Genomic DNA, 20,824 nt, shown 5'->3' on the forward strand with positions numbered 1-20,824 from the left:
AGGCTTGCAAGTCTCACATATTTGTGTTCTTATTTTGTTCTTGTTCAATTTGGTTGGTGAGGAGTAAAGTGAGATGACCACGCAGGATGTTGCAGACGCATTTACGGCAATGTGCAAGGCGGGCTTGCTGGATGAAGCCGGAGCGAAATTCTGGGCTGAGACAATCCGCAGCATTGAAAACATGCCTGGGCCCGGTGCCGTTGCTGAAGGTCTGGCCGCCCTCAAAGCCAAAGCTGACTGGTGGTATGGGGCGCACGAAGTTCATTCAGTCGTGACCCATGGCCCCTATGTGAATGGCGATCAGTTTGCGCTGCGCTTTGATATGGATCTGACCAATAAGGAAACGGGTGTACGGACCCAATCAGACGAGGTGGCGCTTTACACCGTCCGCGAGGGCAAAATTATCGAAGAGCGCTTCTTTTACTGAACCAGGGTGTGAGGCGGGCAATTGCCTCAACAATCTCCGGTGTGGAGACGGCAAAGCTCATGCGCAAATGTGTGTGGCCGTCATGCGGGTCAAAATCCACGCCGGGGGCGATGGCCACACCGGTATCGGCTAAAAGTGTTTGGGCGAATGCCATGCTGTTGTCAGTTAAGTGGCTGACGTCGACATAGATGTAAAATGCGCCGTCAGGTGGGGCAAAGCGGGTCAATCCCATGTTTGGCAAGGCCTGCAGCAAGAGGTCGCGATTGGCCCGGTAGGTGGCGACATGGCCTTCCAACTCGTCCAAACATGACATGGCTGCCAATCCGGCGTGCTGGGCCAAAGCCGGGGCGGTTAGAAAGAGATTGCCCATGCGGGCCCTGGCCGCATCCACCAAATCGTCTGGGGCAACCAGCCAGCCCAAACGCCAGCCAGCCATCGAAAAATATTTCGAAAACGAGTTCACAACCAAGGCATTGGGGGCAAATTCCAAGGCAGAGTGGGTTGGCCCGACAAAGCTCAAGCCATGATAAATCTCATCCGACACGATGCGGATGCCCCGGCGCGCACAAACTGAAGCGATCGCCGCTAATTCATCCGCCGGGATGATTGTTCCGGTCGGATTGGCTGGACTGGCAAGGATCAGGCCTTGGGGGGCGGGATCAAGGGCAGCAATCTGCGCCGCCGAAATCTGGAACCGCGTCGTGGCGTCACAGCGGATTTCCATCGGCGTCAAATGCAGGGCCTTGACCGTGTTGCGATAAGCAACATAGCCCGGACTGGCAAAAGCAATGACATCACCGGGCGCAAAAGCAGCGTTTAGTCCCAATACCAAAGCCGGTGAGGCCCCACAGGTCAAAACGATCCGCTCTGGATCAAGCCGCACGCCATGCAAGTCGAGATAGCGCCCAGCCAAGGCCTGCTTGAGTGGGCTGCTTTCCCAATAGCCCATGGCATCCGTGTCCAGAATGGCGTGAGCCACCTCGATCGCCTTAGACGGTGCCCCCGTTGAGGGTTGCCCAAACTCCATATGGATCACTTTGTGTCCGGCCGCCTTCATGGCATGGGCCTGGCGGCTGATGGCAATCGCACGAAACGGATCGATCTGGGCAGTCATGCAAATTGGGATAGACCTCCATGCCCCCGACTGTCGAGACCCAGCCGTGGATTTAAGATGCGCCAAAAATCCGCAGCTTGTTCGCCCTGACAAAACAGGATAGAAATTCTTATCGATACAATCTCAATTACATGTCATTAGCGTTTCTTTATGAGCACTGCCTATCCTCCCCTTAATGCCTTGCGGGCGTTTGAAGCCGCTGCGCGGCGGCTGTCCTTCACCAAAGCGGCCGAAGATCTGGATGTTACGCCCGGCGCGATCAGTCAGCAGGTCAAGATCCTCGAAGATTTTGTGGGCCAGCCCCTGTTCCGCCGCCTTGGTCGGGCAGTGGAACTGACCGACTCGGCACGGGCCTCGATGCCCTTGTTGCGCGAGGCCTTCGAACGGATCGATGATGCCGTGCGCCAAATGCGCCTGCCATTGCGGCGGGAACGCGTGTCGGTCTCAGCCGCCCCCTCTTTTGCTTCCAAATGGCTGGTACCCCGCATTGACCGGTTTCAGGCAGCCAATCCCGATGTGCAAGTCTGGGTGGCGGCAGACATGAATTTGGTGGATTTTGCCTATGCCGATGTGGATCTGGCGGTGCGCTATGGGCCGGGGTTCTATGAAGGTGTGACGTCTGAGCTTTTGATGAGCGAGGAAGTGTTGCCAGTGTGTAGCCCTGCGCTGCTGGATGGGCCCAAGCCCTTGCGATCGCCGCAGGATTTGGCTGGCCACACGCTTTTGCATGACGTCAGCCCCGACAATGACCCCTCCTGCCCGGATTGGTCGATGTGGCTGGCCGCGCGCGGCATTGCGCGGGCCGATGGCAATCAGGGTCTACGCTTCAACCAATCGGCCATGGTGATTGATGCGGCGGCTTCGGGGCGGGGCGTGGCCCTGGCCAAGCGGGCCATTGCGGCCGCAGACCTGCAGTCAGGGCGCCTGATCGCCCCCTTTGCGGGCGAGGGCGACAAAGTGGGCTTTGCCTATTGGCTGGTGCGCCCCAAAGGGCGAACCATGACTCCGGCGCTGAAGGCCTTCCTTGATTGGATCAAATCAGAAGCCACAGGCGATGATTGGGTAATTTAGATTTTGCTCAATGATTGAGGCTTTGCGTCAGCCGCCAGTCTGGTCTATCTGCGCGGCCATGACAAAGCTTGACCAAGAACGCCGCAACACGTCGGCCACCTGCCAAACCATGGCCGATGTCCGCTATGAGATTGACCGCCTTGACCGGATTCTCGTGGCTTTGATCGCTGAACGGCAGAGTTACATGGACGCGGCTGCCCGCATCAAAGGCCATCGCGGTCTGGTCCGGGATGAGGCCCGCATCGCCGATGTGCTGGCCAAAGTCGAGGCCAGCGCCGGCCAGCATGGTCTGTCCATGGCGATTGCAGAGCCCGTGTGGCGGACAATGATGGACCGCTGCATTGCCTATGAGTTTAAGGCCTTTGATGCGCGCTCGCTCGCGGAAACTTCCAGCACATAAAGGCGTTGGCCTTGCATCAAGCCTGGCGCAAACCAGCCAGAGCATAATGATGCTCGATAACGGCAATTTCGCCGATCACGGCCTGAAGTTCGGTGGTGATTGCGTCGTAAAAGCCTTGTTTTTCATCCCGGCTCATGGGCCCTTGGCGGCTTGCCTGTTCGGCCAGGCCACATAATTCAGCCAGCGGCCATGCCCCGATACCGCGCGCTGACCCTTTGACCGTATGGGCGGCATTGCCCCAGTCCTCGGTCTCTGTGGACGGATGCAAGAGGCGGCTCCACAATTCAACCTGCTCACGAAACAGGCCCAAGACCTCAAGTGCCAAATCCTGGTCCCCGCCCGTCATGCGTTCAAGGTGGGCGCGATCGACCACAGGGCCTTGTAGATGCAGTGGCAGACTATCCATCATGGTCGCAGGCTAACACGACGAAGTTAAAGGCTGATTGACGCAAGGCGTCCGCCGACACATCCCTTCACCAAAGCGTGACCGCGCGCCCGGTTTCGTTCATCCTGGTTTCAGGCGCACACATGCATGGTCGGGCGTAGGGACGAATGACATTAGGAGAATCACCATGCGACTGCTCATGATCAGTGCCCTTGGTGCGGTGGCCCTTGCCATGACAGCCCCCGCTCAAGCTCAAGAGTTTCAACTGCGTGTGCAGACCAGCCAGGACGCCTTTACCACCCCCGTCCACGATCGCCGCGGGGATCGCGATTATTGGGGACCACATGGCCAATGGCGGGACTGGAACCCCAGCTGGGGCGATGCCCGCAGCTATGCCCGCCGCTGGGGCTTTGACGACTATCAACCCGGACGCGGTTGGCGGCGCGACCAGCATTGGTATTCCCACCCCTCGCACTGGAATGGCTGGGGCGGCTGGAACTGGTCATTTGAAGTTCGCGGCGGGGATTTTGACGACCGTTTTGACCGGCGCTGGCGGCATGGTTATCGCGACTATGGATATCGCGCCCCGGTTGTTCAATGCTATCGCGAACGCAGCCAGGATTGGGTGCGCGGGCGGCGGGCTTTGGTCAGCTATGTCTTGTGTTCGGACGGGCGTGGCCGCACGTATGAACAGGCCGGCTCGCGCCGGATTGAAGCCTGGCTTTGGTAACCCAAGGCGGCTGACCCACGGAAGGGGCCATCCGCCCCCGGCCCCATCTGCAAGCAAAAGCGGCGCAGGGCTTGAACCCTGCGCCCATTTGCGCCATACGCCCCCTTCCCGCGCTGTCACTGCAGGCCAAGGCTACAAGCCCCACCCCGCCACCACAGTCGCAGGCCACGGTCGGGTGATTAGCTCAGTTGGTAGAGCAGCTGACTCTTAATCAGCGGGTCACAGGTTCGAGCCCTGTATCACCCACCAATGTTTTCCTTGAATTTGCGTAATTGATGAAGTCGGCCTTTAAAGGAAGGCAACGAGAACGCCATTGTGCGGCACAATCAGCGCACTAACGTCGTTGGGTATGATCTCCTCAGCTTCTTTGCGTGGGCTTACGCCGTGTCCTTGAAAACACGGCCTCCAGCTTGGACTGGGAAATGGCCCTGAGGGGCGTAGGGCTTTACCCCTCTGTGGCGTTCAACCAAGTGGCGACACGAAAGTTACAGGGCATTGGGGTGACTTTGGAAAGCCAAGCAGGCTGCAGGCAAGAAGATGAAGAGGCAAACCGCATCAACGAGGCAAAAATCGACTTCAGCGCCATACGCTAGGTCTGCTTTGCGCCAAGGGTTGCCGTTTAGGGCGGGTTGGCGATTGCTCGAGGGCGGACATTCCTAGTCGGAACTAACGTCGTTTTTCCAACGATCACCTATTGTGCAAATTGAAGGCGGTAGCTCTTGGAGGAGAAAATTACTCAAGCAGGCAAGGATTCTGTAAAACCACCTCACGTGACTTTTGCCAAAATGGAACAAGAAAGTATCCAGTAGCGGATATTTCGCGCCAATCGCCATCGTGCAAGCCTTCCAAAACACATTTCTGTGGGATTGAGCCGCGCCAGAATTCACGAAGGCGGGCTTCACCTGAGTAGCACCATGCTACGAAGTTAATGACCTCGGTTCCTGAGGCAAAGGTTTCATGGAAGCCGCCGTTTCCCAGATAGACGGTCCAGTTGCTTTCGCCAGTATGCACCTCCACAGCGAAGCCGTTTGGTTGGATTGCCTCAATTCGCAACCAACCCGGCTGTTGTCTATGCTCCAATTCGGGAACTCGTTGCAGACGTTGAAGCAAAATTTCATGCAGGTTCATTTATTAATGATACTATATTGCAGGTTAAAGTGGGGTAATGGCGGTGATAAGGACGAGTGTAACCGATAGGAAACACTCTTGCCAGAAGTTGACCGCCCTTCAACGTCCGCTTTCCCCATCCACTCCCCCAAAGCAGACGATCCCCTTTCGGCCAAGCTCTGCCGAAATGCCCCCGGTCTCAAATGCGCCAGGGGTTGCCATTAGCGGCGGGTTTGCGATTGCTTGGAAGCGGACATACTCAGCAGGCACTAAGGAAGCAATCTAGTAAGGTACGCTTTACAGTAACGGCACGACTGATAAAGGTTCCGATCACGTTAGTGATTTCCTCGCCACGAGGGCCCGAGCGTTGTTTTTTGCTGACTATCTAGTATCATTTTTTTGATTATCGCAAACTAAAGGCTCTCTTATGTCCATCTTTCGTTTTGCATCTTTATCTCTCCTTTTAGCGATGGCCGCATGTGAGGCTGCCTCTGAACCTGTGTTTGCATCTTCTGAATTGGCCAGTCGCAGCACGCCGACTACTTCAACCTCCGTGCCCAGCGTCATAAGTATTACCACCAGTGAAGCGGGAACCTTGCGCGGCACTTTTCTGCCAGCGACTGCGGGAAAGTCGCCTTTAGCCATAATAATTCCCGGTTCTGGTCCCACAGACCAAAACGGAAATGGCCCCTTTTTAAAGACAGATACCTATCGCCTCCTAGCGAATGGTTTGCAGAGTGCCGGAATTTCCAGCTTGCGAATTGACAAGCGCGGCATGTTCTCCAGCGCCAGTGGTGGAGTGGATCCAAATGCAGTGTCGCTCGAAGTTTATGGTCGGGACATGCGCGCGTGGATCAATGAAATGGCACCACAATCGGCATCGAATTGTGTCTGGCTTATTGGACACAGTGAAGGTGGCCTTGTGGCTATTGCCACCGCTGCAGAAAGCAGCGCCGGGATATGTGGCCTAATTCTCTTGGCCAGCCCTGGTCGTCGTTTAAGTGACGTAATGCGTCAGCAACTGCGCTCCAACCCAGCAAACTCGATCGTTCTGGACGACGCCCTTGGCGCAATTGAACGATTGGAGCAGGGACAAATTGTCGATGTCACAAAGATGCACCCAGCATTGAAGCAACTTTTTGACCCTTCTGTTCAAGGATTTCTAATCAGCCTTTTTCAATTCGATCCAGTAGCAGCGCTCCAAAAGCACACTTTGCCAGTGCTGGTTGTGCAAGGCCGTGAAGACCTTCAAGTGACACTTGAGGACGCAGCTAAGCTTGGAAATAGCCGTCCCAATACAATTCAAGTGAATTTCGATGGTGTAACCCACACTCTGAAAGCGATCCGGCCGGGTGATATGGCTGCCAACCAAGCAACTTATTCAAACCCAAAGCTTCCTTTAGCACCCGGACTTGTCAAAAGTATCTCTGAGTTTATTGCCAAGCATGCCAAACCTTGAAGCGGCTATTCGATGCTGTAATCAGTTAGAGCTAGATTTAGACGAAATGCTCAACTAGCCGGATTGATGGCAGCTCACAGACGTTGCCCCCCCAAAGCAGCCCATCCGCTTTCGGCCAAGCGTCGACGATCTGTGACGGCCTCGCATTGAAGCTGATCGCCAATGGCACAGCCCACTTTCCACTGAGAACGCCTTTGCCGTAGGCCCTGCCTAGGCAAAGGCTGTAATCGAGTTACAGCGCGCAAGATGGGGAGTCAAGGGGCGCGCTTCGCGCGTCGGCGAAGCCGATTGCACCCCTTGACGCCCCATCTTGCGCAATAAGAATTGGCGGGCGGCTTCAAGGCAAGCGAAGCGACGCATTGAACCGTTCCAAGTCATATGGCTAAGGTCCAAGATACATGAGCTCAAGACTTGCTTGACCAAGGTGCATTCCTTTGTTGGAATGCACCCGACGGCGCGGAGCGCATTGCTGGTTCTTGTCCCTCGAGGATGCGAAGGAAAAGTTGGAGACGCATCGCAGATACGACAACGAGGTCAGGCCATATAGCGCAATCGGCAACAAAGTCCCGATCTCATTGATAAATCACGTCGGCGATCCCAGCCCGCCAACGTGACTCAGAGCAGGAAACTCTAACTCCCACTGGCCCAAAAAATGGGTGCACTTCGCCTTTCTTTCTGGTTTGTGGTTGGTGGTCAATGCCCCCGAGTACAGCCTTTCGGAGATCAGGCGAAGCGGGCCTCGATCTTTTGCGCTGTGTTGGCTGTCGCTTGAAATCGGAGATTTCACAGAATTTGGGCGAACTCAACTTCTAAGTGAGAGTTAGACAATGCCCCTTTGAGGGGCTATCTTTTGATAACATCAAAACACAAGAAGGCTTGCAAATTGTTTTGCGCGAGCTTTTGCTTGGGTTGCATTTTCGAGATTCATTTCGATACAAAGGGTAGCATATCCGTGCACGAGGCTCCAGGCTGCTAAAGCCCTTTCTTCAAGCAATTCGGGCTCAACAAGCTTTCTGATCACACTCTTTAAGATGTCATATGTCGCATCACTTGCGCTAAGAGCGCTTGGAAACTGCTCAAGATCTGTCAGCTCACTTGAGAACATCAACCGGAACAGTTGGCGCGACTCATGAGCGAATTGGATATAGGCCTCCCCCAGGTCGGCCAAAGCTTCTTTCGCACCAGGAGAGGAACTTTTCGCGTGCAGCATAGATTTCGCCAATTTTTGAAAGCCGCATTCGGCAATGGCCGCCAGTAACTCCTCCTTGTCTTTGAAATGATTGTAGGGTGCCTGTCGTGACAGCCCTGCTGCATCCGCGACCATACGCAACGATAATTGGTTAGCCGGGGTTGTGTTCAACAGCAAAAGGCCTGCGTTGATCAGGGCAGAGCGCGCGTTTCCATGGTGATAGCTGTTTTCATTCTTCATGCTTTGCCATAAGACGATTTTATGTTGACAGTGTCAATATTTTTTGCGATGGTGACACTGTCAACATTGCTTGTTGACGTCGTGACCTGGCTTCATCGCCGTTGACATCGAAAGAAAATCAAAATGACCGCACGTGGCCTTCGCAATGCATTGAGACTGCTCCACATTACTGTGGCCGGACTTGTTGGCACCTACATCTATTCGCCTTGGGGAACAGATCCAGCGTTCACACTGGCAGTAAAGATTGGCCTGCTTCCAATTCTGTCTTTGAGTGGCCTGATTATGTGGCAACAAGGTAGGTTGCAGCGGCTTATACACACTAATTGACCCCGTCCGCTAAAATCCAGCAGATTATTTCGACAATCCGATCGCGCCAGAACGGCAGCTTTCGCCCCTATGCGCGCCCAAACCAGACGAACCGCTTTCGGATTAAACATTGACGCCCCGTGATGGCCCGGCTTTGACGCGACCTATCGCCGGTAGCTTATCCCTTATCCCACGTCGACAGCCTTTGATGCAGACTGTGCCTCGGCACAGGCCGTTCGGGATCATTTGGCTCAGACCCGACATGAAGAAGTCTCGAACGCGCATGACGATGAGGCAGTCGCCAGTCGGTAGCCCCCCCTTATTCACAGCCCGGACCAGAAAAAGCCGGACTGTCCATGAAGCCTCGCAATGGTCACAAACGCCCAGACCCGACGCCCAATATCCCCCGCTGTTTGGCCTTCTGCTAGGCCCCATAGCGCAAATGGGTTTGCGTGGATAAGAATGCTTGTGCATGGTGGCTTTTGGGGTCCAAAACAACCAAATATCGATTGCAAGACCCTTTTATGTTGCGTGCGCGAAACTGTGTTTGGATTGTGGGTTGGGTGTGAAACATGGCGGATAATTCAGACGATGAGGTATGGGCCCGGGTCCGCGACGAAGCGCAGATCAGCGAGTCTGCCAAACGCATCGCCAAGGCCGCCCAACGTATGAAAGATTTGGAATTGCAAGAACAGGCCAAGGGCCTAAGCCCGGTTGAGATGGCCGAAGCAGAGGCCACCGCCGGGGAGCTTGAACCGCGTCCAGACCAAGAGCCTGTCGATCCTACCACCAAAATGCCTTGGCAAACCTCAACCGAGGAGCCCGACGGTGGCGCGCCGATCAAACGGCGGCGCCCTAAACCGGCCCCAACCCTTTTGTATGGGTCGATTGGGGTTGCCCTGATCTGGGTTGCCGGCGTTGGTGCCTATATCGTGCAGAATATTGGCGTATTGGGGGCCAGTGACGCCGCGCTGCTCTTGAGTTTTGCGGTCTTGTTGTTCGGCCCTGCCTTCGCCCTGTTGGCGGGCCTCATGGGCGAAAGCATCGCCAAGTCAAACCGGGAGTCGCGGCAATTGATTGCCGCTGCCCGACGTTTGTTGCAGCCAAGCAATCAGTCTGAAGGTGCCATCCGTACCACTGCCCAAGCGATTCAAAGCGAGATCAGCCGTCTGGAAGGCGCGCTTGGACAAGTGGCGGAGCGTTTGGCACAGATTGAAGGCCGGGTTGAAAGCCGCACCTTGGCACTGAGCCAAGCTGGTGAGGCCGCCCGTGGCAGTGCCGACAGTCTGGCCCAAACGATGGAGCAAGAGCGTCAGCGCCTCGATAAATTGCTGGCGGCCCTGTCGGACATGACGACCAGTGCGGCCAACACCACCCAGATCGCTACCCAAGGCCTCGACGCGCGCGCGACGCGCTTGGCCGAAGCGGCCCAAGGCCTCGCCAGCCAATCAACTCAAGCCTCTGAACTGGCATTGTCGGCGGCAGAGCGGCTTGATCAAGCCGCAGCGCGCGCTGCTGCTGCGATTGCCGATCTCGATACTGCCGCCTCGCGCGGTGAAGGGGCGCTGGCCCGTGCCCATGATCTGATGGTGCTGGCCCGCCTGCGCGCCGATGAGGCGGTAAGCAGCGTGGATGGGGCCGTTCAATCGCTGACCACGGCCGCTCAATCGGCCACCGATACCGCTTTGTCCGCAGCCAGCACGATTGCCGGAAAGACGCAGGAAACCCGCGATATCAGTCTGGCAACGCTGGAAGAGGTGCGGGCCGCAGCTGAGGCCAATGCACGCCTGGCTGCAGACTCCCTGCGCGCTGAAGCCGCGGCGGCACGCTTGGCTGGGGAAGAAACATTGGCGGCCCTACGCGCCAGCGGCGACGCCATTCGCCAAGCCGCCGAGGAGGCGCGTCGCCGGGCCGCCGAACAAGATAGCGAAACCCAATTGCGCCTTGATAGCGCCCGCCAAGCAGCCTTTGAGGCTGGCAAGGAGGCAGATCAATTCTTGTCGGGCCGTCTGAAAGACGCCCAAAGCATGATTGAGAAATCAGCCGGTTTGCTTGATCAGACCGGGGCGCGCATTCAAGAGCGCTTCTCCGCCCTGGCGGCGGCCTGTGCAGATCAGGCCCGGTCGGTTGAAGATATTCTCGATGGCTTAGATCGGCGCCTGTCGAGCCTGCCTCAAGAGGCTGATGCCCGCGCCCGCGCCATCGAAGCGGCTTTGAATGAAACCTTGAGCCGTTTGAACGCAGCCGGAAAGCGCGCAGCAGAAGAAACTGCCGCCCTGGATGAAGCCTTCCAAGTGCGCCTTCGCGATTCCTATTCGGCATTGGGTGAGGTTGTCCAACGTCTGGGCGGCCTGTCCGGCGTTTTGACCCCGGTCGCCCCCATGTTGAAGCCCGCCCCGGCCCCGGTCATAACCTCGCCTGTCGTAGCGGTGGCGCCACCACCACCACCACCACCGCCGCCGCCTCCTCCGCCACCACCTCCTCCGCCACCACCTCCTCCGCCGCCGCCACCGCCGCCGCCACCGCCGCCTCCGGAACCTGAGGTGGCCGCTGAGGTGCCGGCGATGCCCGTCCCAGTATCAGAGCCTGCCCCCACTCTCCCTGACGTGGCGCAGGTGGCTCAAGGCTTGGCCACGCCCGACGGCAGCCAATCAGCTGCGCCGATTGCCGACGAGGACGTTTTGGATTTGCGCGCAACCCCGCTGCGTGGTCGGCTGACCATTTCAAGCCCGGTCCCGGTTGAGGACGATCCTTTCGCCGACCTGCAGATCGACCGGAATGGGGCTCCTTTAGGGGGGCAATCAGGCTCGTGGAGCTGGAAGCAAGTGCTGTCGAGCCTTGATTCCAAATCGCCCAATCCTGAAGGGCAACGCATTATGGCGCTGATGGAGGAACTCCAGCTTGACCAGATCATTGATGAGGCCGCGCTTGACCGGCTGCGGGCGCTGGCCAGTCGCTCACGCGATCAAGCGCGTCGGGCCACGCGTGAGGTTGCTGGCAATAGCGTCAAGGCAATGCGGCTGCGTTTGAAGACAGATGTGGACCTGCGTGCCAGCGTCGTGCGCTTTGTGGAGGCACGTCGCGAAGCAGCTGCACGGGGCCGCCTCACCGGACATGAAGCCCGGATTTACTTGGTGGCCGACGCTTCCTTCGAGGCATAATCCGCACCCGCAGCCGCCACTGCCCAAACCATTGCCTTCTGGGCAAAATTGCGGGTGGCCTGCTCAAGCGCACGGGCTGGCTGGGTCACATCACCGCGCAGAGCAGGTGCTTCGCCAACAATCACTTGCGATGCCAGGGGCTTGCCCGAATAGACGTCGATCAAGCGGGCTGTCGCTTCAATTCGCGCCACACCCTTGGTGCGGCCTTGAGGCTCGGTCACTTGGAAGGCGCTGACGTCAAAATGCAATTCATAATCTGGCCGCGCAATCGTCACGGCCCGGACTGCAGCCCGAGCCGCCCCGGCACGGTCAAAGGTTTCCAACACAACATTCTGAATCGACAAAGGTGCCGTCGAGGACAAACGCAGGCCCTCCACATAAGCAAAGGTGCGGTCCTTGCGCAGCACCACCACCTGACTACCCACCATCAAAGCGGGCATGGTGGGTTCGCCGATCCCGATGGTGAAGGCAGCCTGCTTATCCAGACGGGCCACTGCAGGATCAGCCCGCAAATCGACAATGGCAGGCGGCTTGCCCGGTTTGGGCAGCAGGGTGATGCAGCCAGCCAAAGGTGCCGCCATCATTGAGATGGCAAGGAGGAGGCCAAGTCGTTGTTTCGCGCTCATTGTTTCCACTTCACGGTCGCGGTGGGAGGTCGGTTGACCAGATCCAGCGGATTCTGATTGATCTGTTGGCCGAGGGCATTGAATGTCATCGAGGTATTGCGCACCTCTTGGGCTGCACGGCTCATGTCCGGCAGGGTCTGATCCGCTCCAATTTTGAAGAAGCTGTCAATCGACACCACCGCCCGATTGGTATTGTCCACAAGGCTGCCGAATTGGCTGGTGGTGGTGCGCAGCGCTACAGCAGTCTCATTGAATTCTTTCATCGTGGACTGGGCCTGATCCAATGTCTCCATCGTCTTGGCTAAGGTCAATTCCGCCCCGCCCGACAAAGAATTGGCATCCTCAGTCAAGCCATCAACCAGAAGCCTCGACGAACTGACCAGCGCCAAGGATTCTTTGCCCAGACTGTCGGTTTGCACCATTAGATTCTTGCCGAGCGCGTCATAAGTCGCCGCCGTCAGTGTAGCTTGATCGGTAAATTTCCGGGCCGATTGGGCAAATAATGTGGCTTCTTGGGTGGTTTGACGGAAGGAGGCCGCCGCCAAACTGGCTTCCCGCAAAGTCTGCGAGAAATATTCGATATTGTCTGCATCCAGCAATTTATTGAGGCGGGCGACAGCTTCCATCGATGTCGAAATCACGCCCTGTCCATCGCTGAGCAAACGATCAAGCTGGCCGCGCTGGCTGCGAATAACAGGCGGGCTTTGTCCCATTCGGGCATACATTCGTTTGGCCCCGTCCGACCCGGCAAGGATTTGGATATAGGTTGAGCCGGTCAAGCCCGAGGGTTCAAGTTGAGCAATCGAATCGGTCTTGACCGGTGTGGCACTCTGCACACGAATCCGGGCGATAACGTCCTTGGGATTGTCAGGCTTCAAGCGCAGATCTGTCACCTCGCCAACCTTGATGCCGTTGAAGCGCACTTCCCCGCCGATCTCCAGACCGCGCACCGGGCCTTCGAACACGACATCATATTGGGTGCCTTGGCGGTTGACGCCCGAACTGCCCATCCAGACGGTAAAGATGACGGCCGCCAGGATGCTCAAGATCGTGAACATACCGATCATGATGTAATTGGCCCGTGTTTCCATCTTCTCCTCCTGCTGTCGATCCTGGCCGATCTGTCATCAGATCGGCGCATCTCTCAGCTCTCTTATCGCTCAACCCAAAGCGGCCCGACCACGCGGTCCACCAAAATAATCTGCCAACCAGCCGGTGGCATGTTCGCGCAAATGATCCAATGGACCGATAGCGGCAACCTTGCCATCTGCCAATGCCGCCACCCGGTCACAGGCGTCTCGCAAGGTGTCGAGATCATGCGTAATCAGAAAAATCGTCAAGCCCAATGTCTCTTTTAGCTCATTGACCAGCGCATCAAACCGACCTGCGGTGATTGGATCGAGGCCCGCGGTTGGTTCGTCGAGAAACAAGATATCGGGGTCCAAGGCGATGGCGCGTGCCAATGCCGCCCGCTTGCGCATCCCGCCCGACAATTCTGCGGGCAATTTCCCCGCCGACGACAGGGGCAAGCCCGCCATTTGGATTTTGAGATCGGCGATCTCCAGACTCAGTCCCGGCGGCAAATTGGTATGCTCACGCAGGGGGATCAGCACATTTTCACGCACAGTCAGGTTTGAAAACAACGCACCGTCTTGGAACATCACGCCCCATCGAGAATCAAGGGCTTTGCGTTCGGCGGGATCAGATGACCACACATCATGCCCCAAGACACGGACTTCACCTTCAGAGGGTGGCCGCAGACCGATGATAGAGCGCATCAACACCGACTTGCCCGTCCCCGATCCGCCAACGATGCCAATGGTCTCGCCCCGCAAAATATCGAGATCAAGATGTTCATGAATGACGACGGGTCCAAAGCGATTGGCGATGCCGCGCAGGCGGATCGCCACGGCCGCGTCCGGCAAATCCAGGATGGGGGTGATGGCATCAGCCGGGCTCATATACCCAGCTCCATATAAATCAGGGCGAAAATGGCCTCGACCACAATCACCATGAACAAGGCCTGCACCACCGATGCGGTTGTCCGTTGGCCCAGCGAGATCACATCGCTTTCCACATTCAAGCCCTGTCGGCAGCCGATAATGGCGATGATGAAAGCAAACACAGGTGCCTTGCCCATACCGGCCCAAAACTGGTCGACTCCGACATTGTCATTCAACCGGTTGAAAAACAGGGTTGGGCTGATGTCGAGGGTGATCATGGTCACAATCGCCCCGCCTGCAATCCCTGCCAGCATGGCCAGAAACGTGAGGATGGGGAACATTACCAACAGTGCGATCACCCGTGGGATCACCAGCATTTCCATCGGACTGAGACCCAATATGCGCATGGCATCAATTTCTTGGGTCATCTTCATTGAGCCGATCTGAGCAGTGAATGAGGAATCCGAGCGCCCCGCCAGAATGATGGCAGTGATCAGCACCCCAAATTCGCGCAGAACTGCATAGCCGACCAATTCGATGGTAAAGACAGACGCCCCGAAATCCTGCAAAATCGTCTTGCCTAAAAAGGCGATCACGGCCCCGATAAAGAAAGACAACGTGACCACAATGGGTACCGCATTAAGGCCCGCACTTTCAGCCACCGCAAAGGTTGGCAGCCAGCGAACGCGACCTGGATTGGCAATGGCCTTGCCAAATGCCACCACGGTTTCCCCAAAGAAGCCGACCGTGTCGATGGCTTCTTCATAGACGTCAACGACACTGCGACCGATGCGGTCAAGCAATTCCTGCCAAACCGGCATCGGTGGGGGAATCTCTGGCTTAACCCCGACATATTTGCGCACTTCATTGAATAGCCGCCCGGCCACGGCGTGATCACCGATCATGCGGGCGGGGGCTGTCGGGCTTGATGCCAAGGACAGCTCAATCACATAGGCCCCGGCGGTATCAAGATCATCCAAGCCACTGACATCGACAATCGCAGGGCGGCTATCACCCAGCTCGCGCAGGGCGCGCAATTGCGCGTCAACCGGGCCGATGGTCTGAATTGTCCAGTCGCCCATGACCCGCAGAACCGGGACGGGTCCGCTTTGATCCAACTCGAACTGGGCGTCCTGGTCGGGCAAGAATGGGCCTCTCTGGCTGACAATCTCTTCAATCGTGTCAATCGGTTCGAAGCCGACTGACTGGAAACCCCTTGTGCACAAGCCTGCGGATGAAGTCCAGACGCAAGCACTAAGCAAAGCACCAAATGCACCTGCTGTGGCCTTCTGCTTCGCAAAGCCGACAAAAGCAGTTAAGGAACCCCATGCAGTTTCAAGTCGACACAGAAATTTGGCCGCTCAAAGGTGTTTTTCGGATCGCGCGCGGGGCCAGAACCCATGCGCAAGTCGTCACGATACGCCTAGCAGACAAGGGCTGTGTCGGCCGTGGCGAATGTGTGCCCTATGCCCGCTATCAGGAAGATTGCGAAAGTGTGGTCGCTCAACTTGAAGCCGTCCGCGCTGAGATTGAGGCCGGGATCACGCTCGAGGATTGCCAAGACTTGCTGCCGCCGGGGGCGGCCCGCAACGCCCTGGATTGCGCGCTTTGGGACCTTCGCGCCAAGAGCGAAGGCCGGCCAGTTTGGGAGCTGGCTGGACTGCCCCAGCCAAAACCCGTGGTGACCGCATTTACCATCTCGCTGGACACGCCTGAGGCAATGACCAATGCCGCCTTAGCCGCCAAAGGCCGGCCAATTTTGAAGGTCAAGATCGGGGGAGACCATGACCTCGATTGTGTGCGGGCTGTCGCCAAGGCTCGGCCCGATGCGCGCCTGATTGTGGATGCCAATGAGGGCATGGCCCCTGACACGCTGCCGGGATTATTGAGCGAAGCACGCAGCCTGCACATTGATGTGGTGGAACAGCCCTTTGCCGCCCGCAAGGATTCCAAGCTGGGCCAGATGGCCGCGCCCATCGCGATCTGCGCCGATGAGAGCTTCCACACCAGTGCGGACATCGAGCATCTGGTGCAGAATTATGACGCGGTCAACGTCAAGCTCGACAAGACTGGTGGCTTTACCGAAGCCTTGAAGTCGATCCGAGAGGCCAAGGCAGCCGGCCTGCGCGTGATGATGGGTTGCATGGTGGGCACAAGTCTGGTGACGGCCCCTGCTGTCCTGTTGGCCCAATTGGTGGATTGGGTCGATCTGGACGGCCCCCTCCTTTTGGACAAAGACCGCGAGCCGGGTCTGGTTTATGAAGGCTCGATCCTGCATCCCCCTGCCCCGGACCTGTGGGGCTAAACCGTTTCAGCGCAAACGTGAGGCCTGTCCGGCTTGCGCTGAAAGCAGGTTGGTCGCAAGCTAGGGGCCTTGCTCTTGATTGAGGATTGACCATGCCCGACGCACCCGAAACCTATTTTTCTGCGACCTATTATGAGGCGCGGGACCGTTTTCTGGCTGCAGCTGACGGCGCTGGGGCCCAGATTGACAGCTTCACCCTGCCCCACGCCAAAGGGCCCGGCGGTCGCGATATTGGTATGGATTGCGCATCCCTCGGCCCAGATGGGGCAGAGGATGCGCTTGTGGTGATTTCAGGCACACATGGCCCAGAGGGCTATTGTGGGTCAGGGGTGCAGACCGGCCTCCTGAAGAACGGTCAGGCGCAGGAATGGGCCCAAAAACTCAAGATTATCCTCATCCACGCCCATAATCCTTATGGTTTTGCGTGGGACACCCGATTTAATGAGGTCAATATCGATCTCAATCGCAACTATCTGACGCATTTTGAGCCACCGCTGCCCACCAATCCCGATTATGACAAGCTGGCAGCGTGGGCGGCCCCTGCGGTACGTGACGAGGCGGTTTTGCAGGAAGCGCAAATGCGCCTGTTCGGCTTTGCTGGAGAGCATGGCCTTCCCGCCCTACAGGCGGCCTTGACCGGGGGGCAATATAATCACCCCAAGGGCGTCTATTTTGGCGGCACAGCGCCATCGTGGTCGAACAAGACCATCCATGAGATACTCGCCCGCCAATGTGCGGGCCGCAAGCGCGTGGTGACCGTGGATATGCACACCGGTCTTGGCCCCTTTGGTGTTGGCGAAATCATCACCGAAGCCGCCCCCGACTCTGGCCACTACCAACGTCAGGCCGCGATCTGGGGCACAGAAATCCGGTCAACCAAGGACGGAAGCTCCGTGTCAGCTGATTTATCCGGCACAATGGATGCAGCACTCGTGCGTGCGCTTGAGCCGGCTTGGACTGCCTGCATTGCCATTGAATTTGGCACCATCGACACCTTGAGCGTGTTTAAGGCGACGCAAGCGTCGAGCTGGCTGCATTGTTATGGCGACCCCACAGGCCCGGAGGCCTGCCAGATTCAAGCCGACAGCCGGGCTGCCTTCTATCCTGAAACCGATGAGTGGAAGCAGATGGTGTGGGCGCGCAGCCTGGATGTGATCGGGCGGGCGGCGGCCTATTTGTCCTGACCGTCCACCGGCAAGCGCAAACTCGGTTGGCGGGGGGACAGAAGAAGCGAGATCAGGATAAGGCCTATGGTGGCCAAAATCACCCCACTCCAATAGCCACCCGATCCCAGATGATCATAGAGCGAGCCTGCTACAATGCTGGCCAAACCCATGGTTGGTGACATGATCAATGCCGAACCCAATTGCTGCCCGGTTGCACGTTGAGCCATGGGGATTTCTGCCTCAATCAGCCGCATAAAGCCCATATGGGTTGCGGCAAAGGTCAGGGCGTGGAGGCCTTGGACGAGAAATGTCACACCAAGGTCTGGGGTCTGGGCAAAGGCCGCCCATCGAATAATGCTGGCGATGCCGCCCCACAGGATTAAGGTCTCAGGCCGGAAATGATTGAGACGGCTGGCCAGCAAGGCAAAGAAACCAATTTCAGCCACCACGCCAAAGGCCCATAACAGGCCGACCTGCGACCCTGAGAAGCCCTGTTCCAGCCACAACTTGCTGGAAAAGCCGTAATAAAAGGCGTGGGCGGCTTGGATGAAGCTGGCCGCAACCACGGCAAGTAGGAAAGTACGCTGGCGAAACAGGCTGAAACTTCCTGCCAGCCGTGCTTTCAAGGGGGTCACCACCGGATTGGCAATGGGCTCGGGCACCAGCCAGATGGCGCATGCCAAAGTCGACAGCGTGGCGATGATGAACCAGGCATAGACAGCCGGAACGCCAAAGCTCTGGATCGTCGCCCCTGCCCCCAGATTGGCCAAGACGAAAGCGGCAGAGGCCGCAGCCCGCGCCCGGCCATAAGGCCAACGGTAAGAACCCGAGGTCACCCGCATGACCCCAGCCTCGGCAAAGGGCATTAAGCATTGAAACATCACACCGGTGGCAAAGCAGGCCAAGGCAATCGGCCAGAATACGCCAAGGAATGGAAAGCTGAGATAGCCTGCAGCAAGTGCGGCGGAAAACACAATGAGTGGCGTGCGTCGATCACGCCGACCCTCAGCCCAAGCCGCCGCAAGCGGACCAACCAGAATACGCCCGAAACTGGATGAGGCGAGGATGACCCCGATCTGCGCGCCACTCAATCCCTTGGTTTCGGCCAGCCAGACCGGCAAATAAGGCATGATGGAACCCAAGGCGACATGGGCCAACATCATGAACAGGGTCATTCGGGCGATGGCAGGCAAGGATGAAGGCTCAATCAGAGTGACGGACGCTGACCTTGACGCTCCGGTCAAGGTCAACTTTGGGCTCTAAAGCGGTGCGCACCCTTGATGCAAGGCCCTGAGGCTTGCTTTTTTGTCCGATCAGTCCGCCGGGCTTAGCCGCCACAGCTGGCCGTTGCGCTGACCCTTATCGCGAAAATTGCGCATGGCGGTGGTCAATACATAAATCTGGCCATCCGGGCCAATACGCACGTCGCGCACCCGCACCTCACCCAGATCGATCCGCTCCTGCCCCACGACCTTGCCCGCACGATCAAGATCAATCCGGATCAGCGCACCGCGGCCTTGGTCCAAGCGTAAGCCACCGGCCAGCACATCCCCCTCCCACGCCTTGAAAGCCGATTTGCGCACCACGGTGAGACCAGACGGAGCAATAGCAGGGCTCCATACCGCCAATGGATCACGCAGGCCGGGGGCTGTCTGTTCGGCTGAGATCAAGGTGCGGGCGGCACCATACTCCACTCCATAGGTGACTTTTGGCCAGCCATAATTGGCCCCCGCCTCGATTTGATTAAGCTCATCGCCACCCTGGCTGCCATGTTCGGTTGCATAAATACGGCCAGTGACTGGATCACGCGCCAGTCCTTGGGCATTGCGATGGCCATAAGAATAGATTTCTGGCCGCGCACCGGGCGTGGTCACAAATGGATTGTCAGAAGGAATGCGGCCATCATCATGGATACGAATGATCTTGCCCAAATGACTGTCGAGCTTCTGGGCCTGTTGACGAATGAATGCCCCGTCCAGCGAGGTCGGCGGATTACCGCCATCACCAATGCTGATCAACAACGTCTTATCGGGTAGCCAGGCAAAGCGGGACCCGAAGTGCTGAAAGCGCGGCTTGGCGGGGCTGACATCAAAAATCGTCTGCACATCAACCAGCGTGCGCCCTTCCAAGCGCGCGCGGATGACGCGGGTATGATTGGCGGCCTCATCGCCTACTGAGAAGCTGAGATAAATCAGCTGATTGCGTGAAAAATCAGGATGGATGGTCACATCCATCAAACCACCCTGCCCGGCTGCGGTGACCTTTGGCAAACCGGCAATGGGCTCTGCTTCCAGAACCGGATTTGCTCCGCCCTTCACATAGCGCAATTGCCCGAGCAATTCTGTGACCAACATGTCCCCATTGGGCAGGAAGGCCAAACCCCAAGGCGCTTCGAGATCGCTGACCACCACTTGGCTGCGGACTTGGCTGCTGGCTGGCAAGCTGAGTGCGCGGGTGACGGGCGTGGGACCCGGGGCCACAATCGCAGTGGGCGCGCGACCGGTATCTTGAGCCGTAACTGGCCCCGATAGGACCGATAGGCCAAGACATGCAGCCCAACCCAATCCTGTGTGATGACGAATACGACCTTGCATGGCCTCATGGTCCTTGTCTGGTGACAGCAAATCAAAAGGGGCAAGCCCAACCGGGCCTGCCCCTCTTGCATCTAGTCAGTTCACATCCTTGAACCTAGTCGGACCAAGGCCGCTTTGGATCACAATGTGGTCAGAAGCTGACCTATTTGATCTTCAGTTCCGCGACCAGACGATCAGCCTTATACACTTTTTTCAAGGCTTCCGAGATTGCCGCCGTGGTCACAGAAACCGTGCGGTTGTAGCGGCCATCATAGGCATAATTGCCGCCCAGCGAATGAATGTTGCCATCAAAGGCAGCCCCGACAACGCGGCCTTGCCGGTCAATCAGAGGCGAACCCGAATTGCCGCCAATAATGTCATTGGTGGTGGAGATGTTGAACGGGATCGATGGGTCGAGGCTGGACTTCGCCGCCAGCCAAGACGGTGCTGCCACGAAGGGGAATTCACCGCTCGCCCGCTCAAAATACCCACCAATATTGGTGGTTGAGGGTATCTTCACCCCACCATAGGTCCAGCCATCCACCACACCATACGACAGGCGCAGCGTGAAGGTGGCATCTGGATAGACATTGCTGCCATAAACAGCAAAGCGGGCGGCGGA

General features: G+C 57.5%; 21 protein-coding genes, 1 tRNA gene and 1 pseudogene. 11 read left to right on the top strand and 12 right to left on the bottom strand.

Translation table 11 applies throughout. The annotated features are described in order from the left end of the window. Nucleotides 1-73 precede the first annotated feature (73 nt). Nucleotides 74-427, top strand: a complete 354-nt coding sequence (locus tag PbB2_RS09120) for a nuclear transport factor 2 family protein (RefSeq protein WP_108985015.1) — start codon at nt 74-76, stop codon at nt 425-427. Here PbB2_RS09120 and PbB2_RS09125 read toward each other — a convergent pair. Beyond that, nucleotides 402-1,541, bottom strand: coding sequence for a pyridoxal phosphate-dependent aminotransferase (locus PbB2_RS09125; RefSeq protein ID WP_108985016.1), 1,140 nt, complete (start codon nt 1,539-1,541; stop codon nt 402-404). The two genes, PbB2_RS09120 and PbB2_RS09125, sit on opposite strands and share 26 nt — an antisense overlap. A gap of 150 nt (nt 1,542-1,691) precedes the next feature. Between PbB2_RS09125 and gcvA the strand changes: the two genes are divergently transcribed. Both gcvA and PbB2_RS09135 read left to right on the top strand, forming a co-directional pair. Beyond that, nucleotides 1,692-2,612, top strand: a complete 921-nt coding sequence (gene gcvA / locus PbB2_RS09130) for a transcriptional regulator GcvA (protein ID WP_108985017.1) — start codon at nt 1,692-1,694, stop codon at nt 2,610-2,612. A gap of 58 nt (nt 2,613-2,670) precedes the next feature. Beyond that, entirely contained in the window at nt 2,671-3,012 is a 342-nt protein-coding gene (locus PbB2_RS09135; RefSeq protein WP_108985169.1) for a chorismate mutase, read from the top strand. A gap of 16 nt (nt 3,013-3,028) precedes the next feature. Here the strand turns inward: PbB2_RS09135 and PbB2_RS09140 are convergent, their stop codons facing one another. Next, on the bottom strand, nt 3,029-3,421 hold the full coding sequence (locus PbB2_RS09140) for an Hpt domain-containing protein (protein WP_238164942.1): 393 nt from the start codon (nt 3,419-3,421) through the stop codon (nt 3,029-3,031). A gap of 163 nt (nt 3,422-3,584) precedes the next feature. Here PbB2_RS09140 and PbB2_RS09145 point away from each other — a divergent pair, with 163 nt between their 5' ends. The 3 genes from PbB2_RS09145 to PbB2_RS16070 all read left to right on the top strand — a co-directional run bounded on the left by PbB2_RS09145 (nt 3,585) and on the right by PbB2_RS16070 (nt 4,720). Continuing rightward, entirely contained in the window at nt 3,585-4,127 is a 543-nt protein-coding gene (locus tag PbB2_RS09145; protein ID WP_108985018.1) for a hypothetical protein, read from the top strand. A 173-nt stretch (nt 4,128-4,300) separates the two neighbouring features. Beyond that, a tRNA-Lys gene (locus PbB2_RS09150) sits at nt 4,301-4,376 on the top strand. A 173-nt stretch (nt 4,377-4,549) separates the two neighbouring features. Continuing rightward, nucleotides 4,550-4,720 (top strand): hypothetical protein, encoded by a 171-nt coding sequence (locus PbB2_RS16070; RefSeq protein ID WP_238164943.1) that lies wholly within the window; start codon nt 4,550-4,552, stop codon nt 4,718-4,720. 139 nt (nt 4,721-4,859) lie between these two features. Here the strand turns inward: PbB2_RS16070 and PbB2_RS09155 are convergent, their stop codons facing one another. Next, on the bottom strand, nt 4,860-5,255 hold the full coding sequence (locus PbB2_RS09155; protein ID WP_108985019.1) for a hypothetical protein: 396 nt from the start codon (nt 5,253-5,255) through the stop codon (nt 4,860-4,862). A gap of 406 nt (nt 5,256-5,661) precedes the next feature. On the opposite strand from PbB2_RS09155, the gene PbB2_RS09160 reads away from it, so the two are divergent. After that, nucleotides 5,662-6,693 carry an alpha/beta hydrolase gene (locus PbB2_RS09160; RefSeq protein WP_108985020.1) on the top strand — a complete coding sequence of 344 codons (1,032 nt, stop codon included), beginning with the start codon at nt 5,662-5,664 and terminating at the stop codon, nt 6,691-6,693. A gap of 210 nt (nt 6,694-6,903) precedes the next feature. Here PbB2_RS09160 and PbB2_RS16075 read toward each other — a convergent pair whose 3' ends face one another. After that, nucleotides 6,904-7,053: a hypothetical protein gene (locus PbB2_RS16075; RefSeq protein WP_192576263.1), complete on the bottom strand. Its 150-nt coding sequence runs from the start codon at nt 7,051-7,053 to the stop codon at nt 6,904-6,906. 110 nt (nt 7,054-7,163) lie between these two features. Between PbB2_RS16075 and PbB2_RS09165 the strand changes: the two are divergent. Further along, nucleotides 7,164-7,307: pseudogene (locus tag PbB2_RS09165) on the top strand (integrase core domain-containing protein); the annotation flags it as partial. 245 nt (nt 7,308-7,552) lie between these two features. Here PbB2_RS09165 and PbB2_RS09170 read toward each other — a convergent pair. Beyond that, a complete protein-coding gene (locus PbB2_RS09170; protein ID WP_108985021.1) occupies nt 7,553-8,122 on the bottom strand; it encodes a TetR/AcrR family transcriptional regulator in 570 nt (189 codons plus the stop codon). Nucleotides 8,123-9,000: 878 nt separating this feature from the next. On the opposite strand from PbB2_RS09170, the gene PbB2_RS09175 reads away from it, so the two are divergent. Next, the gene (locus PbB2_RS09175) at nt 9,001-11,589 is read left to right on the top strand and encodes a coiled-coil domain-containing protein (RefSeq protein ID WP_108985022.1); all 2,589 of its coding nucleotides are present in this window, start codon (nt 9,001-9,003) and stop codon (nt 11,587-11,589) included. On the opposite strand, the gene PbB2_RS09180 is transcribed toward PbB2_RS09175, so the two are convergent. The 4 genes from PbB2_RS09180 to PbB2_RS09195 all read right to left on the bottom strand — a co-directional run bounded on the left by PbB2_RS09180 (nt 11,556) and on the right by PbB2_RS09195 (nt 15,240). After that, on the bottom strand, nt 11,556-12,215 hold the full coding sequence (locus tag PbB2_RS09180) for an ABC-type transport auxiliary lipoprotein family protein (RefSeq protein WP_108985023.1): 660 nt from the start codon (nt 12,213-12,215) through the stop codon (nt 11,556-11,558). The two genes, PbB2_RS09175 and PbB2_RS09180, sit on opposite strands and share 34 nt — an antisense overlap. Then, nucleotides 12,212-13,306, bottom strand: a complete 1,095-nt coding sequence (locus PbB2_RS09185) for an MlaD family protein (protein ID WP_108985024.1) — start codon at nt 13,304-13,306, stop codon at nt 12,212-12,214. Before PbB2_RS09185 ends, PbB2_RS09180 begins: the two co-directional genes overlap by 4 nt. 69 nt (nt 13,307-13,375) lie before the next feature. Further along, nucleotides 13,376-14,176 (bottom strand): ABC transporter ATP-binding protein, encoded by an 801-nt coding sequence (locus PbB2_RS09190; RefSeq protein ID WP_108985025.1) that lies wholly within the window; start codon nt 14,174-14,176, stop codon nt 13,376-13,378. Next, a complete protein-coding gene (locus PbB2_RS09195) occupies nt 14,173-15,240 on the bottom strand; it encodes an MlaE family ABC transporter permease (protein WP_108985171.1) in 1,068 nt (355 codons plus the stop codon). Before PbB2_RS09195 ends, PbB2_RS09190 begins: the two co-directional genes overlap by 4 nt. A gap of 245 nt (nt 15,241-15,485) precedes the next feature. On the opposite strand from PbB2_RS09195, the gene dgcA reads away from it, so the two are divergent. Together dgcA and PbB2_RS09205 are read left to right on the top strand one after the other, a co-directional pair. Then, complete coding sequence (dgcA, locus tag PbB2_RS09200) at nt 15,486-16,463, top strand: N-acetyl-D-Glu racemase DgcA (RefSeq protein WP_108985026.1); 978 nt, start codon at nt 15,486-15,488, stop codon at nt 16,461-16,463. A 92-nt stretch (nt 16,464-16,555) separates the two neighbouring features. After that, nucleotides 16,556-17,647, top strand: a complete 1,092-nt coding sequence (locus tag PbB2_RS09205; protein WP_108985027.1) for a M14 family metallopeptidase — start codon at nt 16,556-16,558, stop codon at nt 17,645-17,647. Here PbB2_RS09205 and PbB2_RS09210 read toward each other — a convergent pair. The 3 genes from PbB2_RS09210 to PbB2_RS09220 form a co-directional block, all read right to left on the bottom strand. Next, nucleotides 17,635-18,804 (bottom strand): MFS transporter, encoded by a 1,170-nt coding sequence (locus PbB2_RS09210; protein ID WP_108985028.1) that lies wholly within the window; start codon nt 18,802-18,804, stop codon nt 17,635-17,637. The genes PbB2_RS09205 and PbB2_RS09210 overlap by 13 nt on opposite strands. A gap of 138 nt (nt 18,805-18,942) precedes the next feature. After that, nucleotides 18,943-20,223, bottom strand: coding sequence for a PQQ-dependent sugar dehydrogenase (locus tag PbB2_RS09215; protein WP_108985029.1), 1,281 nt, complete (start codon nt 20,221-20,223; stop codon nt 18,943-18,945). A gap of 142 nt (nt 20,224-20,365) precedes the next feature. Further along, the coding region (locus PbB2_RS09220; RefSeq protein ID WP_145959876.1) for a S46 family peptidase at nt 20,366-20,824 on the bottom strand (459 nt) is incomplete at its 5' end.

It is taken from the genome of Candidatus Phycosocius bacilliformis (genome assembly GCF_003112735.1).
GTDB classification, from domain to species: domain Bacteria; phylum Pseudomonadota; class Alphaproteobacteria; order Caulobacterales; family Aquidulcibacteraceae; genus Aquidulcibacter; species Aquidulcibacter bacilliformis.

Excerpts from the sequence above, each read along its gene's own strand:
- PbB2_RS09120 (WP_108985015.1), top strand. The coding sequence starts at position 74 with ATGACCACGCAGGATGTTGCAGACGCATTTACGGCAATGTGCAAGGCG.
- PbB2_RS09195 (WP_108985171.1), bottom strand. The coding sequence starts at position 15,240 with ATGGGCGACTGGACAATTCAGACCATCGGCCCGGTTGACGCGCAATTG.
- PbB2_RS09185 (WP_108985024.1), bottom strand. The coding sequence starts at position 13,306 with ATGGAAACACGGGCCAATTACATCATGATCGGTATGTTCACGATCTTG.
- gcvA (WP_108985017.1), top strand. The coding sequence starts at position 1,692 with ATGAGCACTGCCTATCCTCCCCTTAATGCCTTGCGGGCGTTTGAAGCC.
- PbB2_RS16070 (WP_238164943.1), top strand. The coding sequence starts at position 4,550 with ATGGCCCTGAGGGGCGTAGGGCTTTACCCCTCTGTGGCGTTCAACCAA.
- PbB2_RS09140 (WP_238164942.1), bottom strand. The coding sequence starts at position 3,421 with ATGATGGATAGTCTGCCACTGCATCTACAAGGCCCTGTGGTCGATCGC.
- PbB2_RS09145 (WP_108985018.1), top strand. The coding sequence starts at position 3,585 with ATGCGACTGCTCATGATCAGTGCCCTTGGTGCGGTGGCCCTTGCCATG.
- dgcA (WP_108985026.1), top strand. The coding sequence starts at position 15,486 with ATGCAGTTTCAAGTCGACACAGAAATTTGGCCGCTCAAAGGTGTTTTT.
- PbB2_RS09210 (WP_108985028.1), bottom strand. The coding sequence starts at position 18,804 with ATGACCCTGTTCATGATGTTGGCCCATGTCGCCTTGGGTTCCATCATG.
- PbB2_RS09155 (WP_108985019.1), bottom strand. The coding sequence starts at position 5,255 with ATGAACCTGCATGAAATTTTGCTTCAACGTCTGCAACGAGTTCCCGAA.
- PbB2_RS09180 (WP_108985023.1), bottom strand. The coding sequence starts at position 12,215 with ATGAGCGCGAAACAACGACTTGGCCTCCTCCTTGCCATCTCAATGATG.
- PbB2_RS09190 (WP_108985025.1), bottom strand. The coding sequence starts at position 14,176 with ATGAGCCCGGCTGATGCCATCACCCCCATCCTGGATTTGCCGGACGCG.
- PbB2_RS09160 (WP_108985020.1), top strand. The coding sequence starts at position 5,662 with ATGTCCATCTTTCGTTTTGCATCTTTATCTCTCCTTTTAGCGATGGCC.
- PbB2_RS09125 (WP_108985016.1), bottom strand. The coding sequence starts at position 1,541 with ATGACTGCCCAGATCGATCCGTTTCGTGCGATTGCCATCAGCCGCCAG.
- PbB2_RS09175 (WP_108985022.1), top strand. The coding sequence starts at position 9,001 with ATGGCGGATAATTCAGACGATGAGGTATGGGCCCGGGTCCGCGACGAA.
- PbB2_RS09135 (WP_108985169.1), top strand. The coding sequence starts at position 2,671 with ATGACAAAGCTTGACCAAGAACGCCGCAACACGTCGGCCACCTGCCAA.
- PbB2_RS09170 (WP_108985021.1), bottom strand. The coding sequence starts at position 8,122 with ATGAAGAATGAAAACAGCTATCACCATGGAAACGCGCGCTCTGCCCTG.
- PbB2_RS09215 (WP_108985029.1), bottom strand. The coding sequence starts at position 20,223 with ATGCAAGGTCGTATTCGTCATCACACAGGATTGGGTTGGGCTGCATGT.
- PbB2_RS16075 (WP_192576263.1), bottom strand. The coding sequence starts at position 7,053 with ATGCGTCGCTTCGCTTGCCTTGAAGCCGCCCGCCAATTCTTATTGCGC.
- PbB2_RS09205 (WP_108985027.1), top strand. The coding sequence starts at position 16,556 with ATGCCCGACGCACCCGAAACCTATTTTTCTGCGACCTATTATGAGGCG.